Consider the following 15,880-nt stretch of genomic DNA (forward strand, 5'->3'; position numbering starts at 1 on the left):
TCCCCGAGACTTCAAGCCGTCCGCGCGCGCCGTCCCTCGATCGGGTAGGCCGGGTCGTTGTAGCCCGGTGTCGACGGATGACCCGGCACGACCAGCCGGTCGATCAGCGCCTCGTCCTCCGCAGTAAAGCGATAGTCGAGCGCGCTGATATAGCCGTCCCACTGTTCTTCCGTGCGCGGGCCCGCGACGATCGACGAGACGAAAGCGGAGTTGAGCACCCAGGCCACCGCGAACTGGCCGGCGGTGATGCCGTTCTTCTCGGCGTGGCTCTTGATCTCCTGCGCGAGCTGGAGCGACTCGGGGCGCCATTCGGTCTGCATCATGCGGGTGTCGTTGCGGCCGGCGCGCGTCTCCTTGTCGGGGGCTGCGTCCGGCTTGTACTTGCCGGTGAGCACGCCGCGCGCCAGCGGGCTGTAGGGCACGATGCCGAGGCCGTAATAGGAGCAGGCCGGAAAGTGCTCGACCTCGGGCATGCGGTTCATCGCGTTGTAGTAAGGCTGGCTCACCACGGGGCGGTCGATGCCGAGCCGGTCGCAGATGTTGCAGATCTCGGCGACGCGCCAGGCGCGGTAGTTGGAGACGCCGAAATAGCGGATCTTGCCGGCGCGGATCAGATCACCCATCGCGCGCACCGTCTCTTCGAGCGGCGTCGCATGATCTTCCTTGTGCAGATAGTAGATGTCGATATGGTCGGTGCCGAGCCGCTTCAGGCTCTCCTCGGCCGCTTGCAACACCCAGCGCCGCGACAGCCCGACGCGATTGGGATCGTTGCGCGTGTCGTTACTCATGGGGTTAGCAAGCTTCGTCGCGAGCACCCAGGCATGACGGTTGTTGCCGATGGCGCGGCCGACGACTTCTTCGGAGCCGCCCTTCGAATAGGCGTCCGCGGTGTCGATGAAGTTGATGCCGGCTTCATGCGCCTTGGCGATGATCCGCGTTGATGCCGCCTCATCCGTCGGCCCGCCGAACATCATAGTGCCGAGACAAATCGGCGACACTTTCAGGCCGCTGCGGCCAAGTTGGCGGTAGTGCATGGGGCTGTTTCCTCAACGCTTCTGTTGCGGGGGCACCATAACCAGCTCTGCCCGTCATTGCGAGCGCAGCGAAGCAATTCAGAGATGCGTCCGGGGAGGGATGCTGGATTGCTTCGCTACGCTCGCAATAACGAGGATGTGGGCGCAGCTATCTCCTCAACGTCGTCCCGGCGAAGGCCGGGACCCATACCGCGTGATCTATCGATAGCAGGCGGTACCAGTACCGAATTACGAGTCTTCGCCAAACTTCTCCCTGTGGTTATGGGTCCCGGCCTTCGCCGGGACGACATGGGAGTATGTGGCGTGCGGCTGTGGCAGCCCTGCCTACGCCGGCCCCTTCAAGATCTTGAACACACCGTTCGCCATCACCACGCAGCGATCATCGACCGTGATCTCGGTGCTCATGAAGATCAGGCTGCGGGTCGCGCGCACCACGCGGGGGCGGGAGATCAGGATGTCGCCGATCTGGCCGGCTTCGACGAAATGGGTGTCGAGCTGCACCGTCGCCATGTAGTCCTTGCCCGACGTGTAGCGAGCAGTCATGCCGCAGGTGCGATCGGCGAACGTCATCATCACGCCGCCCTGGACCATGCCGCGGCGATTGTGGTGCTTGTCTTCGGTGGCGAGTGCGAATTCATATCGGCCGTCGACCTTGCGCTCCCACAGCGGGCCGACCAGGTGCATGAAGCCCGTGGTCTCCAGGATGGTCCAGCCGTCTGATTTGAGCTTTGCGGCGGTCTTGCTGGTCATCGCTCCGTCCATCCTTGCAACGCTTGATCTCTCCTCGTTTCATCGAGCGCGGTCCTGGTGTAGTCAAGCATCATGAGAGCTTTCGGCGATGCCACCAGACGGAATATCGCAGAGGCCTGCGCGTCATTCGCGCGGCTACCCGAAGCGGCCGAGCCGTCGGCGCTGAAGCGCGCCGCGGTGGTGCTGGCGCTCACCGCATCCCATGACGGCGATGACACTGCGTTTCTGCTGACCAGGCGTGCATCGAGCTTGCGCTCTCATCGCGGTCAGTGGGCGCTGCCGGGCGGACGCTGCGACGCCGGCGAGACGCCGGTCGAGGCGGCGCTGCGCGAGCTCGACGAGGAGCTCGCGCTCAGGCTTCCCGCCGACGCGGTGCTCGGTCTGCTCGACGATTATCCGACGCGCTCCGGTTATCTGATCACGCCGGTCGTGGTCTGGGCTGCCGAGAGCAATGCCATCACACCGAATCCGGACGAGGTCGCCTCGGTCCATCGCATCGCGCTCGACACGATCGAGCGCGACGATGCCTTCGATTTCACGGATATCCCCGAAAGCAGCCGTCGCGTGATCCGCTTCCATCACCGGATGAGCCTGATCCACGCGCCGACGGCGGCGCTGATCTACCAGTTCCGCGAGGTGCTGGCGGGCCGGCAGACCCGCGTCACCGACCTGGAACAGCCGGTTTTCGCCTGGAAATGATGGTAAACGGCGCGTTAACGTGACGGTTACCGGATGCCTGCTAAGAGGGCAGCATGCATCATTCGATTCGAACACATCTGGCGCTGGTTCCACTCGCGCTCGTCCTGCTCGTTCCCGCCGCGCGTGGCGGCGAGTCCGACGCACTGCCATCAAACGTCAGCAATGCCAACGCCCAGCTGTTGTCGCAGTTCTTTGCGCAAAGCGGCGGTGCATCGCCGGCGGTGCTCGAATATCGCCGCAAGCTGGCCGAGTACCAGCAGATCCGCGGCGCCTTCGACCAGGAGGCCGGTGCCTATTGGAGCCAGGTCTCCGAGAAGCGGAAAGGCCGCAATGCCAAGCGGCGCAGCGGGCAGCAGATCACGCTTGACGATTACATGCTGGACCAGCCGCCGGTCTATACCGGGCCGAAGCGGCCGGTGAATCCGGAGCCCGAGGAAACGCCGGAGCGCCCGGCGCGCAAGCCGCTTCCGGTGGCCTCCGACCTCCTGCGCGCCGCGCAGGATCTCTATCAGTTCACGCCGCAGCGCCCCTCAAACGAAGTCGAGTTCAAGCGTGCCTATGCGCGCTACGCGCTCGCTTCCGGGCTGACGCGCGAGCAGGCGGTGCGGGTCTATTCGTTCGAGACCGGCGGCACCGGCAATTACGACGTGCAGGCCGGCATCGAGCATGGCGGCAAGCGCGCGATCTCGACCGCGATGGGCTACAACCAGCTGCTCACCACCAACAGCGTCGAGCTGCTGGCCGAGCAGGGCCATGAGTTCATTCGCGCACTCTCCGACAAGGTGGCGCGCACCTCGGGGCCGTCGCGGCAGTCGCTCGAGCACAAGCTCAGCGTTCTGAAGAAGATGGTGGCGCATGCGAAGTCGGTGCCTGACACCTGGTCGGAGCACGAGAAGATCGGCGACACCGCGCAGGGCTGGGCGATGCATGCGATGGTGCTCGACATCGACATCGGGCCGATGCTGCAGACCCACAAGCTCCTGACCTCGGTGCTGTTCGCCCGCGCCAAGGGCTACACCCGTCCGCTGACCGCCGCCGAGCTCGAGATGATGAACCTCACCGGCGACGGCACCGGCCTCGACATGGTGACGATGCCGCAGGCGATGCGCGAGCAGGTGCCGACCTCGAACTTCTTCCAGCGCGGCGGCTATGAGCGCAACCCGGTCGCGATCCGCCACAACACGGTCGCGAAGCTGCTCGCGGTCACGGATTCGCGGATGGACAGCAACAGCAACAATGCCGGCGCGAGAGAGCTGGCGGCGGCGTTTTAGAGCGCTGGGCGAGCTGCCCTTCACCTCGCCCCGCTTGCGGGGAGAGGTCGGATTGCATCGAAGATGCAATCCGGGTGAGGGGGTACAGGTCCGTCGATCATCTCATGCGCGGAGAGAAGCCCCTCACCCCAACCCTCTCCCCGTAAGAACGGGGCGAGGGAGCGCACCGTGATCGCGCCCTAGTGGTCCGACCCGAACTTGAACCTGCCGTCGCCCTCGAGATACTGCCCGCTGCGCATGTAGAGCTGGCCGTTCTGGCCGATGAAGAACAGCGTGCCTTTGGGGACCTTCTTGGCGCCCTTCAGCAACTCGCCGGCATTGTTGGTGCCCATCTTGTAGGAGAAGGTCTTGCCTTCCTTGTCATAGGCATAGCCGGTGTCAGCCTTGAGCTCCCACGGCGTCGCCGCGTTCTGTGCGCATGCGGGAGCGGCGAGCGCGCCCAGCGCGGCTGCAATTGCAAATGTCCTGGTCGAAAATGCCATCATTGAAAACGCCATCGATCCATCCTCCCCGTCGTTGGGGTGCCCGGTTTGAACAAATCACGAACGACGTTTCCGGGTCAATCTGCGATGACGCCGCAGCGCATCACGTCCCGCCCAGCAGTTTGTGATTTTCCCTTCGTCCCCTCGCGACTATGTTCCGCTTTCAGTCTAGAACGCAACACGACAAAGATATTGGTGGGGATGATTCGAATGCGCCACGTCATGAAATTTTGCTGGATTGCCGGGTTGTCGCTGACGGCGCTCGCGCCGGACGCCCGGGCCGATGACTTCCAGCTCAGCCACAACCAGCGGATTTCGTGCAGCCGCGGCCTTGCCCCGGGCAAGCTCAACACCGCAACCTGCAAGTCCTACACCTATCTCTTCAACAGCAAGACCTCGGAATATTTCCGCTGCCAGGTCTCGCTGGCGCTGACCCGCGACAACAAGGAAGTCATCAACGTCCAGACCGACGGTGGCTGCACCAAGAAGCCGCGCATCTTCGAGACCGACGGGCACTATGATTTCGACGCGACCGAGACCGAGCCGCCGAACACCAACTCGTTCTTCGGTCCCGGCGGCTACTCGATCTGGGCTGCCGACATGGCCGCGCAGAAGATCCGCGGCTGCATCACCATCTCCTCGGGCCTCGGCTCCGACATCTCCAAGTGCCTGGACATGACGTTTCAGTAACGGCTCGCCGGTGACGGCTTTCTAACGAGCGCGAGGCGCACGCCGGCGATCCGGCTGCGCCACGTCGCCGCACCCGGCGGGTTCCATCAAAACGCAGCTAAAACAGGGGCTTCCGCAGCCCTGTTGTGCCTTTTGGATGGGTTGACCCGCCCTCCTCATCCGGCCAATTTCGCCGCCGGTTTGGGGAGAATAACAACCATGAAACGTACGTTTATCGGCGCAGCCGCGGCTTTTGCTCTGGCGGCGTCGGCACCTTGCGCGCATGCGCAGTCCTTCATCAACGTGCTGACCGGGGGCACCTCCGGCGTCTACTACCCGCTCGGCGTCGCGATCGGGAAGATCTACGGCGACAAGATTCCGAACGTGAAGACGCAGGTGCAGGCCACCAAGGCGTCGGTCGAGAATCTCATCCTGCTGCAGCAGGGTCGTGGCGAAATCGCTTTCACGCTGGGCGACTCGCTGAAGGCCGCCTGGGAGGGCGACGAGGAAGCCGGCTTCAAGACCAAGCTCGACAAGCTCAGGACCATCGGCGCGATCTATCCGAACTACATCCAGATCGTCGCGACCGCGGAGAGCGGCATCAAGACGCTGGCCGACCTCAAGGGCAAGAGTCTCTCGGTCGGCGCGCCGAAATCGGGCACCGAGCTGAACTCGCGCGCGATCCTGGCCGCCGCCGGCATGACCTATAAGGATCTCGGCAAGGTCGAATATCTGCCGTTCGCCGAATCCGTCGACCTCATGAAGAACCGCCAGCTTGGCGCGACCTTGCAGTCGGCCGGCCTCGGCGTCGCCTCGCTGAAGGACCTGTCGACCTCGGCCTCGATCAATGTGGTGGCCGTGCCGAAGGAGACCGTCGACAAGATCGGCCCGCCCTTCATCGCGGCGACGATCCCGGCCAACACCTATACCGGCCAGGACAAGGACGTGCCGACCGCGGCCGTGGTCAACTATCTCGTCACCAGCTCGGCCGTGTCCGACGACCTTGCCTATCAGATGACAAAGCTGGTCTACGAGTCGCTGCCCGAGCTCGCCAACGCGCATGCGGCCGGCAAGGAGATCAAGCTCGAGACGGCCGCCACCGGCAGCCCGATCCCGCTGCATCCCGGCGCGATCCGCTATTACAAGGAAAAAGGGCTGATCAAGTAAGGTCGGCTCTCTCCACGTCGTCATGCCCGGGCTTGTCCCGCCTGCGCGGCCGAAGCCGCTTCGGCGAGGCGAAGGCCCGGGCATCCACGTTCTTGGAGGCGCCGTAAGGCGTGGATGGCCGGGACAAGCCCGGCCATGACGGTCCGATTGGATCGTGTTGCTGCTATAATTGAATGGGCTTGGACTGGGGCGATTTGAGAATGTTGGAAAAGGCAGAGGGCGCAGAAGCGGCGCCCATCAAGGTTGAGTTCGACAATTTCGAGCATGGTTTTCCGGAGGGCTTTGGCCCGGGTTGGTGGGGGACGCTCGCCTACTGGATCGGCATCGCCTTTGCGACCTTCCAGCTCTATGTCGCGGCCTTCAACTATCTGCCGAGCCAGGTGGTGCGCGGCGTCCATGTCGGCTTCCTGGTCCTGCTCACGTTCGGCCTGATCGCCAATTTCACCGCGAAGAGCAGCGCTGGCCGTGCGCTCGGCTGGGTGATCGGCGGCGCCGGATTCTTCTGCGGGCTCTATCAATGGATCTTCTACGCCGATTTGATCGCGCGCGATGGCGATCCGACCAGGCTTGACCTCGCCGTCGGCACGCTGCTCGCGGTCCTGATCTTCGAAGGCACGCGGCGCCTGATGGGCGCGGCGCTGCCGCTGATGTGCGGCGCCTGCCTCCTCTACTGGTTCTTCGGGCAGTACCTGCCGTCGCCGCTTAATCATCGCGGTTATGATTTCGACCAGATCGTCACGCATCTGTCCTACGGCACCGAAGGCTTCTACGGCGTGCCGATCTACGTCTCGGCGACCTACATCTTCCTGTTCATCCTGTTCGGCTCGTTCCTGGAGCGCGCCGGCATGATCCAGCTCTTCACCGACGTCTCGCTCGGTCTGTTCGGCCGCACCCGCGGGGGACCTGCCAAGGTCGCGGTGTTTGCCTCGGGCATGATGGGCACGATCTCGGGCTCCGGCGTCGCCAACGTCGTCACCGTCGGCCAGTTCACGATTCCCTTGATGATCCGGTTCGGCTACCGCCGCGCCTTCGCGGCCGGCGTCGAGGCGACGGCCTCGATGGGCGGGCAGATCATGCCGCCGGTCATGGGCGCCGTCGCCTTCATCATGGCGGAGACGCTCGGCGTCCAGTATTCGGAGATCGTCAAGGCCGCCGCAATTCCGGCGGTGCTCTACTTCGCCTCGGCGTTCTGGATGGTGCATCTCGAAGCCGGCAAGCACGGCCTCGTCGGCATGAAGCGCTCGGAAATCCCGAGCGCCTGGCGGGCGCTGGTGACGCGCTGGTACCTCGTGCTGCCGCTTGCAGCCCTGGTCTACATGCTGTTCGAGGGCTTTACCCCGCTCTATGCCGGCAGCATGGGCCTCGCGCTCACCGTGACGCTGATCCTGGGCGCCAGCATCACGGCCGGCGCGTCCTCCATGGTGATCCGCACCATCTTCTGGGTCGGGCTTGCGCTGGTCGTGGCGACGCTGTCGCGCGACGGCCTGCAGATCGTGCCGGTCGCAAGCGTCGTCGTCGCGCTGATCGTGATCACCGCTTTCATCCGCGGCGGTCTCAAGGCTCTGCGTGAGTGCCGCGATGCCCTGGCCGAGAGCGCAAAATCCGCCATCACCGTCGGAATGGCCTGCGCCATCGTCGGCGTCATCATCGGCATGATGTCGCAGACCGGTGTCGGCACCATCTTCGGCAGCTGGGTGATCGGGCTCGGCGAGAAGAGCCTGTTCCTGGCGCTGATCATGACCATGCTGCTGTCGATCCTGCTCGGCACCGGCATCCCGACCATCCCGACCTACATCATCACCGCAGCCCTCGCGGCACCCGCGCTGGCCAAACTCGGCGTGCCCCTGATCGCGAGCCACATGTTCGCATTCTACTACGGCATCATGGCCGACCTCTCGCCGCCGGTGGCGCTCGCGGCGCTGGCGGCAGCTCCGATCGCGAAGGAGAATCCGGACAAGATCGGCTGGGAGGCGATGCGCATCGCGCTCGCCGGCTACGTCATTCCCTTCATCTTCGTCTATTCGCCGGCGCTGATGCTGCAGGCCGGCGATCCCATGGCGGCTAAGCTCGGCTTCTATGGCGCGGTGGCGCTCGCGACCTTCAAGGCGCTGGTGGCGATCGCGCTGTTCGGCATGGTCGCGATCGGCTTCCTGTTCACGCGGATGACGCTGCTCGAGCGCGTTGTCTCGCTCGGCGCCGCATTGTGCCTGCTCGGCGACTTCCCGTTCAGCGACACCGCGGGCTTCGTGCTCTCGGCGGCGCTGGTGCTGTGGCAATGGCGGCAGCGTCCGCCCGCCGTGGTCGAGGCGATGTGAGCCTCTGCCTTGCAACAGCCGGGGCTGTGAAGGCGCTGGCGCTATCCGCGTTCACACTCGCGTGGACGCATTCGATCGCGAAGGTCGAGTGGCAGGAAGACTGGCGCGTCACGCCTGCTGGCCTCGAACTGGTGCAGGCGCGCGTCAAGGGCACCGGTCCCGGCATGGAGCCGCCGCCCGAGGCGCGTCTCGTCGACGGCTGGTTTCAATGGAGGCCTGCGCGCGCGCCGATGCCGGAAGTCGTGCTCGGCAATTCCGGCGCGGCCGGCGAATGGCGGCTATGCCATGACGGGACGTGCCGGACATTGTCCGAGATTGTCGGCCACGCAATCGGTGCTAACGTCACCAAGATGAGCATCTGCGACGAACAGCAGAAATAAGGGAGACACGCGATGGACCGGCTCAAGGGCAAGGTTGCGATGGTTGTGGGCGCCGGCTCGATCGGACCCGGTTGGGGCAACGGCAAGGCGACCGCGGTGAGCTTTGCGCGCGAGGGCGCGCAGGTGTTTTGCGTCGACCGCAACGGCGCTGCCGCCGAGGAGACCGCCAAGATCATCGCCGGCGAAGGCGGCAAGGCGACGGCGTTCACGGCGGACGTTGCGCGACATGCCGAGATCGAGGGAATGGTGGCGGCCTGCCTGAAGGCCTATGGCCGCATCGACGTGCTCGACAACAATGTCGGCATCGCCGAGATCGGCAGCGTGGTCGACCTCGACGAAGAGAACTGGGACCGCGTCTTCACCGTCAACCTCAAGAGCGCCTATCTTGCCATGAAGCACGTCGTCCCTGTGATGGTGAAGCAGGGCGGCGGCTCCATCATCAACATCTCCTCGATCGCCTCGATCCGCCATGTCGGAATCTCCTATGTCAGCTACAACGCTAGCAAGGCGGCGATGAACCAGCTGACGCGCTCCACCGCGATCGAGTTCGCCAAGAGCCACGTGCGGGTGAATGCGATCTTGCCCGGCCTGATGAAGACGCCGATGGTCGAGCATTCCGCCGGTCTCGCCAACAGCTATGCCAAGGGCGACGTCGAGGCGATGTGGCGCGCCCGCGATGCGCAGGTGCCGATGGGCCACATGGGTGAGGCTTGGGACGTCGCCAACGCCGCGCTGTTCCTGGCGTCGGACGAGTCGAAATATGTGACGGGGATCGAGCTCGTGGTCGATGGCGGGATCACGTGCAAGGCGGGGGCGTGACTTAGCTTTAGTGCGCTTCCTGCCCCGTCATCCTGAGGTGCGAGTGGCGCGATGCAAAGCATCGCGCCGGGAGCCTCGAAGGATGAACGGCCGCGATGCAGCCGGGCCGTCGCCCTTCGAGGCCTCCGCTTCGCTCCGGCACCTCAGGGTGACGGGGGTCGGTTTGCCGGGACGACGGCGGAGTTATCCTCCCGCACTCAACTCCGCCCGATCAAGTTCCTCCTCCAACCGGTGGAACGCATCATCGCCGATCACTTCGGTGGTGCGCAGGTTGAAGATCGATTTGCGCGCGGCCTCGATGGCGCGGCGGCGCAGCGGATCGGCGGGTAGCTCGCCGTTGGCGATGCCGCCGTGCGGATCGTCGTCGGCCTGCATCAGGATTGCGCGATATTCGAGCCTGAGGATTTCGGCCTCCTCCGACGGATCGTCCTCGATCGCGTCAAGCGCGGCGCGATAGGCGACGGCGCGTGCGCGCGCGACTTCGATGCCGACGGGATCGTCGTCCTTGAGGCCGAAGGCGAGGATCAGCGGTCGCAGCGTCAGGCCCTGGATGATCAGCGAGCCCAGCACCACCGCGAAGGCGATGAAGACGATGAAATCGCGATAGGGGAAATTCTCCGGCAGCGCGAAGGCGGTGGCGAGCGTGACCAGGCCGCGCATGCCGCACCAGGAGATGATGAGGCCGCCCTTCGGCGAGGCGACCTGCTTCGGGTCTTTCGGGTGATAGATGCCGCGCGCGATCAGCACGCGCAGCGTCGTGCGGTAGAACGTGATCCAGAGCAGTCGCACCAGGACAACCGTGAGCAGGATCCAGGCGGCGGCCACGCAATATTCCCAGCGCACGTCTGCGTCGAGCTTGGTCCAGATCGGCCGCATCTGCATGCCGATCAGCATGAAGGCGAGCACGTTGAGCACGAACACCGTGGTCTCCCACACCGCATAGGACGGCACCCGCAGCCGCGCCGGGATACGGGCCGGCGCGGTTTGTGCGACGGTGATGGCGTAGACGACGATGGTGAGGATGCCGGAGAGGCCGAGATGCTCCGCGGCGATCCAGACCATGAAGGTGGTGGCGAACTGCATGATGATCGCGCTCGGCACCTCCCTCACGCGTTCCATGAACAAGGGGATGATGCGCCCCGCGAGAAGGCCGGCCAGCACGCTGCCGACCAGTCCCAGCGCGATCGTCGGCGCGACCTCGCTCCATTTGAGGTGTTCCATGACGACCGCGCCGACGGCGATGCGATAGATCAGGAGTGCAGTGGCGTCGTTGAGCAGGCTCTCGCCCTCGAGCACCTTGACCATGCGGTAGGGCAGCTTGACCTGGCTCAGGATCGCGACGGCGGCCGCGGCATCCGGCGGCGCCACGATGGCGCCGAGCGCCACCGCGGCGGCCCAGGGCATGTCCGGGAACAGCCGGTGCGCGACATAGGCCACGCCGACCGTGGTCAGGCCGACGGCAGCGACCACCAGGGTCGCGACCGGGACCCAGTTGTTGCGGAGATCGCGCAAGGATGTGTCGAAGGCGGCGTCCAGCAGCACCGGTGCGACAAAAAGCGCCAGCGCCAGGTCCGGCTCCAGCGTCCAGGTCGGGCTGTTCGGCACGAAGGCGATAGCCGCGCCGCCGATGGCGAGAAAGGTCGGATAGGGGACCTTGATCCGCCGGGCCAGCGCCGATAATGCAACGGCGCCGAGCAGAAGCGCGATGATCCATTCGAATGTCGACACGACGATCCCCGAAACCGATGTGAGCAGCGCCACAAGCTAGCACCAATCCGGCCGTATGATGGATAGTACGGCCCCAAGGCAAGCCCCCAAGATAAGCTCCAAGACAAGACTTTCCGGCTGCAACGAGCATGCGTTTTCAAAAACTTCTTCGACTGTCCGGGGCCGTGGTGCTCGCAACGCTTTCGCTCGGTGCCGCTCGGGCCGCGACCGGAGGGGAGCCGGCGGCGGCCGCGCAGATCGACGTCGCGGCATGCCTGTCCGCAACTGCGGCCGATGACATGGACAAGGCGACATCGACCTGCGCCGCAATCATTGACAACGAGAAGACCCCAAAACCCGATCTGATCAAGGCGCTGGTCGCGCGCGGTGCGCTGCTGGCGCGGCACGACCAGATCGATCGGGCCATCGCCGACGATAGCCGCGCCTTGCTGCTCGATCCTACCTTGGCCGACGTCTTCAACGCGCGTGGCGAGCTCTGGCTGAAGAAGGGCGACAAGCCCAAGGCCGTGCAGGATTTCGGCGCGGCGCTGCGGATCGATCCGAACCACGAAAAGGCCAAGGCCAATCACAAGGCGATCGCGCGCGACCTCGAGCGGATCGGCGCACAGATGGCGGTCGCCGGCAAGCCCAGCTTCAATTGCGCGGGCGCGCGCCGCCCGGTCGAGAAGGCGATCTGCGGCAACCGCGAGCTCGCCGACCTCGACCGCGAGGTTTTTGCCACCAATGCGCGCGTGCTGCGCGAGGCGCGCAACGAGGGCGAGGCCAGGAAAATCCAGCGCGAGCAGGATGATTTTGTTGCGCGTCGGAATGCCGGGTTCGGCCGGCCGGGATATGATTTGAAGAAGGCCATGCAGGATCGGCTGCAGCAGCTGAACGGGGTGGACGGGTATTGAAGTTCCCCGCCTCATGAGAGGACGTCATGCCGGGACAAGCCCGGCCAAGACGGCAGGGACCGGCCTGATTTGAACCCATCACGCATCCCCCGCGACAATGGTGAAAACCTGATGTCACGGAGTGCTTCGGCATGCGTACGCGTTCTTCCGCGCAGATTTCCAAAGTCTCGCTCCGCACCTTCCTCCTCAGCGCAGCGGTCAGCCTGGTCCTCGCCGCTCCGGCGTCGGCGGCCGCCGATTGCGTGATGGGCAGCAAGGCGGCGCCGGCGGACATCATCTCGGCGTGCAGCGCCATCATCGACCAGACCTCAAATCCGAATGCCGACCGCGTCGCGGCGCTGCTGGTTCGGGCCGACGCCAATGCGCGGACCTCCGGCGGTCTCACGCAAGCGCTGCGGGATATCGACCGCGCCATTGCGCTCGATGGCAAGAATGCGCGCGCCTGGCGCCTGCGCGGCGATCTGCTGCGCGAGGCGGGCGGCGATCTCAACCGCGCCACGGCCGATCTCAGCAAGGCGATCGAGCTCGATCCGCAGGATGCCGAAGCCTACGAGCTGCGCGGCGTCGCCTACACCAACCAGCGCCGGCTCGACCGGGCGCTTGCCGATTACGACAAGGCGATCAAGCTGAAGCCGGATTATGCGCAGGCCTGGTCCGACCGCGGCGCGACCTTCTATCTCAATGGCGACAACGACAAGGCGGTCGCCGATCTCAGCCAGGCCTTGCTGCTCGATCCGAGCCGGGCGCGCAGCTACACCAATCGCGGCGCGGCCTACAAGAAGCTCGGCCAACTCGACAAGTCGATTGCCGACGACAGCGAGGCGATCAGGCTCGATCCGAAGGTGGCGGAATATTACGACAATCGCGGGCTCTCCTATGCCGCGATGAAAGACTACGACAAGGCGATCGCCGATTACGACCAGGCGCTGCGGCTGGCACCGCGGCCGAACTTCTTCACCAATCGCGGCGATTCCTACCAGTTCAAGGGCGAGTTCGGCGCCGCGCTCAGCGATTACAATGACGCGCTGAAGCTCGATCCGAATTTCGCGAAGACCTACAACAACCGCGCCGTGCTATATACCAAGATGGGCGACCGCAGGAAGGCGCTGGCTGACTACGAGACGGCGCTGCGGCTCGACCCCGGCAACACCAACGCCGCGGATGGCCGCCGCACCATGATGGCGGAGATCGCGAAGTTCGGCGCCGAGCCGCCGCAGCCTTTGGCTGCGAATTCCGGCAACGGCCCCTCATTCGATTGCGCCTCCGCGAAGCGCGAGGTGGAGAAGGTGATCTGCGCCGATCCGCAGCTTGGCATGCTCGACCGCCAGCTCGCCGAGGCCTATGAGCGCGTGCTGAAATCGATGAGCCGGCGCTCGGCCGCCGACTTACGCAAATCCCAGCATGATTTCCTCGCCACCCGCGACGCCAGCTTCCGCCGCCCCGGCTACGATCTGAAGAAGGTCATGCAGGACCGGTTGCAGCGGTTGAACGCGATGGAGGGGTAGGCGCTTCTCTCGTCGCCTCTCCCCGCGCGCGGGGCGGGGGAGCGCAGCCGCTGTCCCTCCTCCAAAAGGCCCATCCTTTTCAGCTTGAACCGCGGCCCGTTCCCGGGAAAATAGCCCTCAAACAAGGGCCGGCACTTGATCCCTGTCATGGCGGGACTGACGTCCAGCCGCCAGGTCAAGGCGAGGCCAATAAGGGAACGGGAGCGCGGGAATGAACGTCCGAGGGAACGGCGACGGAAAGAGTGCCTATCACGAGGTCCATGCGCGCTCGCTGGCCGATCCCGCGGGCTTCTGGGCCGAGGCGGCCAAGGAGATCGACTGGATCGAGCCGCCGAAGGCAATCTTCGACCCTAGCCAGGGCGTCTACGGCCGCTGGTTCGCCGGCGGCGTCGTCAACACCTGCTACAACGCGCTCGACCGCCATGTCGAACGCGGCCGCGCCGACCAGGTCGCGCTGATCCATGATTCGCCGCTGACCAATTCGGTCACGAAATTCACCTATGCCGAGCTGCTGGCCGAGGTGCAGGCGCTCGCCGCCGTCATGCAGGACTTTGGCGTCGCCAAGGGCGACCGCGTCATCCTCTATATGCCGATGGTGCCGGAGGCCGTGGTTGCGATGCTCGCCTGCGCGCGCATCGGTGCGGTGCATTCCGTGGTGTTCGGCGGCTTTGCCGCAAAAGAGCTTGCGACCCGCATCGACGACGCGCAGCCAAAGCTCATTCTCTCCGCGAGCTGCGGCATCGAACCCGGCCGCATTGTGCACTACAAGCCGCTGCTCGACGAGGCGATCAAGCTGGCGTCCGCCAAGCCCAAGGCCTGCATCGTGCTGCAGCGTCCGCAGCTCACGTGCGACCTCATGCCGAAGCGCGACTATGACTGGGCGAGCCTGCGCCGCAAGGCGATAAACGACGGAAAGAAGGCGCCTTGCGTGCCCGTTGCCGCGACCGATCCGCTCTACATCCTCTACACGTCCGGCACCACAGGTATTCCCAAGGGCGTCGTGCGCGACAATGGCGGGCACCTGGTTGCGGTGAAATGGTCGATGTTCAACCTCTATGGCGTCAAGCCGGGCGAGGTCTGGTGGTGCGGCTCCGACATCGGCTGGGTGGTCGGCCACAGCTACATCATCTACGGCCCGCTGCTGCACGGCGCGACCTCGATCATGTATGAGGGCAAGCCGGTCGGAACGCCCGACGCCGGCGCGTTCTGGCGGGTGATCAGCCAGCACAAGGCGGTCGCCTTCTTCACCGCGCCGACAGCGTTCCGCGCCATCCGCAAGGAGGACCCGGAAGGCAAGTTCATCCGGCAATACGATCTGTCGACATTCCGCACGCTGTTCCTCGCCGGCGAGCGTGCCGATCCGCCGACGGTGGAATGGGCGGAGCAGCAGTTGAAGGTGCCTGTCATCGACCATTGGTGGCAGACCGAGACCGGCTGGTGCATTGCCGGCAATCCGATCGGCCTCGGCCCGCTGCCGGTGAAGCACGGCTCGCCGACGGTGCCGATGCCGGGCTACCAGGTCGACGTGGTGGATGAGGCAGCGAAGCCCGTGCCGGCGAACACCATGGGCTCGATCGTGATAAAACTGCCGATGCCGCCGGGTTGCCTGCCGACGCTGTGGAATCAGGACGAACGCTTCAAGGAGGCGTACCTCACCGAATTCCCCGGCTACTACAAGACCTCGGATGCCGGCTACAAGGACGAGGACGGCTATGTCTTCGTGATGGGCCGCACCGACGACATCATCAACGTGGCCGGCCATCGTCTCTCCACCGGCGGCATGGAGGAGATTCTGGCGTCGCATCCGGATGTCGCCGAATGTGCCGTGCTCGGCGTCAAGGACGCGATCAAGGGCGAGGTGCCTTGCGGCTTCCTGGTGCTGAAAGCCGGCGTGAAGCGGCAGCCCGCCGAGATCGAGAAGGAGATCGTTGCACTTGTGCGCGACCGGCTCGGCCCCGTCGCCGCCTTCAAGCTCGCTATCACCGTCGGCCGCCTGCCGAAGACGCGCTCGGGCAAGATCCTGCGCGGCACCATCAAGAAGATCGCCGACGGCGAGGCCTGGACCATGCCCGCCACGATCGAGGACCCCAGGGTGCTGGACGAGATCGGCGAGGCGCTGAAGGGGCGGGTGTGAGGCCTTCGACAAAAACCTGAGAGCCACGTCACTT

General features: G+C 65.0%; 14 protein-coding genes. 10 read left to right on the forward strand and 4 right to left on the reverse strand.

Annotation, left to right across the window (positions count from 1 at the left end; genetic code table 11):
• Positions 1-11: 11 nt before the first annotated feature.
• Complete coding sequence (locus tag NLM32_RS05055) at positions 12-1,034, reverse strand: aldo/keto reductase (protein ID WP_254128163.1); 1,023 nt, start codon at positions 1,032-1,034, stop codon at positions 12-14.
• Positions 1,035-1,358: 324 nt separating this feature from the next.
• Entirely contained in the window at positions 1,359-1,784 is a 426-nt protein-coding gene (locus NLM32_RS05060; protein ID WP_254128164.1) for a PaaI family thioesterase, read from the reverse strand.
• 72 nt (positions 1,785-1,856) lie between these two features.
• Between NLM32_RS05060 and NLM32_RS05065 the strand changes: the two genes are divergently transcribed.
• Positions 1,857-2,483: a CoA pyrophosphatase gene (locus NLM32_RS05065; RefSeq protein ID WP_254128165.1), complete on the forward strand. Its 627-nt coding sequence runs from the start codon at positions 1,857-1,859 to the stop codon at positions 2,481-2,483.
• Positions 2,484-2,536: 53 nt separating this feature from the next.
• On the forward strand, positions 2,537-3,754 hold the full coding sequence (locus tag NLM32_RS05070) for a hypothetical protein (protein ID WP_254128166.1): 1,218 nt from the start codon (positions 2,537-2,539) through the stop codon (positions 3,752-3,754).
• Positions 3,755-3,933: 179 nt separating this feature from the next.
• Here NLM32_RS05070 and NLM32_RS05075 read toward each other — a convergent pair whose 3' ends face one another.
• A complete protein-coding gene (locus NLM32_RS05075; protein WP_254135216.1) occupies positions 3,934-4,236 on the reverse strand; it encodes a hypothetical protein in 303 nt (100 codons plus the stop codon).
• A gap of 210 nt (positions 4,237-4,446) precedes the next feature.
• Here NLM32_RS05075 and NLM32_RS05080 point away from each other — a divergent pair, with 210 nt between their 5' ends.
• From NLM32_RS05080 to NLM32_RS05100, 5 genes are all read left to right on the forward strand, one after another.
• Positions 4,447-4,926 carry a hypothetical protein gene (locus NLM32_RS05080; protein ID WP_254128167.1) on the forward strand — a complete coding sequence of 160 codons (480 nt, stop codon included), beginning with the start codon at positions 4,447-4,449 and terminating at the stop codon, positions 4,924-4,926.
• A gap of 198 nt (positions 4,927-5,124) precedes the next feature.
• The gene (locus tag NLM32_RS05085) at positions 5,125-6,072 is read left to right on the forward strand and encodes a TAXI family TRAP transporter solute-binding subunit (RefSeq protein ID WP_254128168.1); all 948 of its coding nucleotides are present in this window, start codon (positions 5,125-5,127) and stop codon (positions 6,070-6,072) included.
• 200 nt (positions 6,073-6,272) lie between these two features.
• Entirely contained in the window at positions 6,273-8,387 is a 2,115-nt protein-coding gene (locus NLM32_RS05090) for a TRAP transporter permease (protein WP_254128169.1), read from the forward strand.
• Positions 8,348-8,767 carry a DUF1850 domain-containing protein gene (locus NLM32_RS05095; protein WP_254128170.1) on the forward strand — a complete coding sequence of 140 codons (420 nt, stop codon included), beginning with the start codon at positions 8,348-8,350 and terminating at the stop codon, positions 8,765-8,767. The genes NLM32_RS05090 and NLM32_RS05095 overlap by 40 nt, the downstream gene beginning before the upstream one ends.
• A 12-nt stretch (positions 8,768-8,779) precedes the next feature.
• Entirely contained in the window at positions 8,780-9,586 is an 807-nt protein-coding gene (locus NLM32_RS05100) for an SDR family NAD(P)-dependent oxidoreductase (RefSeq protein WP_254128171.1), read from the forward strand.
• Between the two features lie 183 nt (positions 9,587-9,769).
• Here the strand turns inward: NLM32_RS05100 and NLM32_RS05105 are convergent, their stop codons facing one another.
• A complete protein-coding gene (locus tag NLM32_RS05105) occupies positions 9,770-11,347 on the reverse strand; it encodes a sodium:proton antiporter (protein ID WP_254128172.1) in 1,578 nt (525 codons plus the stop codon).
• A gap of 95 nt (positions 11,348-11,442) precedes the next feature.
• Here NLM32_RS05105 and NLM32_RS05110 point away from each other — a divergent pair, with 95 nt between their 5' ends.
• The 3 genes from NLM32_RS05110 (at position 11,443) to NLM32_RS05120 (ending at position 15,846) form a co-directional block, all read left to right on the forward strand.
• Positions 11,443-12,207 carry a tetratricopeptide repeat protein gene (locus NLM32_RS05110; RefSeq protein ID WP_254128173.1) on the forward strand — a complete coding sequence of 255 codons (765 nt, stop codon included), beginning with the start codon at positions 11,443-11,445 and terminating at the stop codon, positions 12,205-12,207.
• A gap of 131 nt (positions 12,208-12,338) precedes the next feature.
• A complete protein-coding gene (locus NLM32_RS05115) occupies positions 12,339-13,712 on the forward strand; it encodes a tetratricopeptide repeat protein (protein WP_254128174.1) in 1,374 nt (457 codons plus the stop codon).
• 211 nt (positions 13,713-13,923) lie between these two features.
• Positions 13,924-15,846 (forward strand): propionyl-CoA synthetase, encoded by a 1,923-nt coding sequence (locus tag NLM32_RS05120; protein WP_254128175.1) that lies wholly within the window; start codon positions 13,924-13,926, stop codon positions 15,844-15,846.
• The last annotated feature ends 34 nt before the right edge of the window (positions 15,847-15,880 follow it).

This window comes from Bradyrhizobium sp. CCGUVB14 (genome assembly GCF_024199935.1).
In the GTDB taxonomy this organism is placed as follows: Bacteria; Pseudomonadota; Alphaproteobacteria; order Rhizobiales; family Xanthobacteraceae; genus Bradyrhizobium.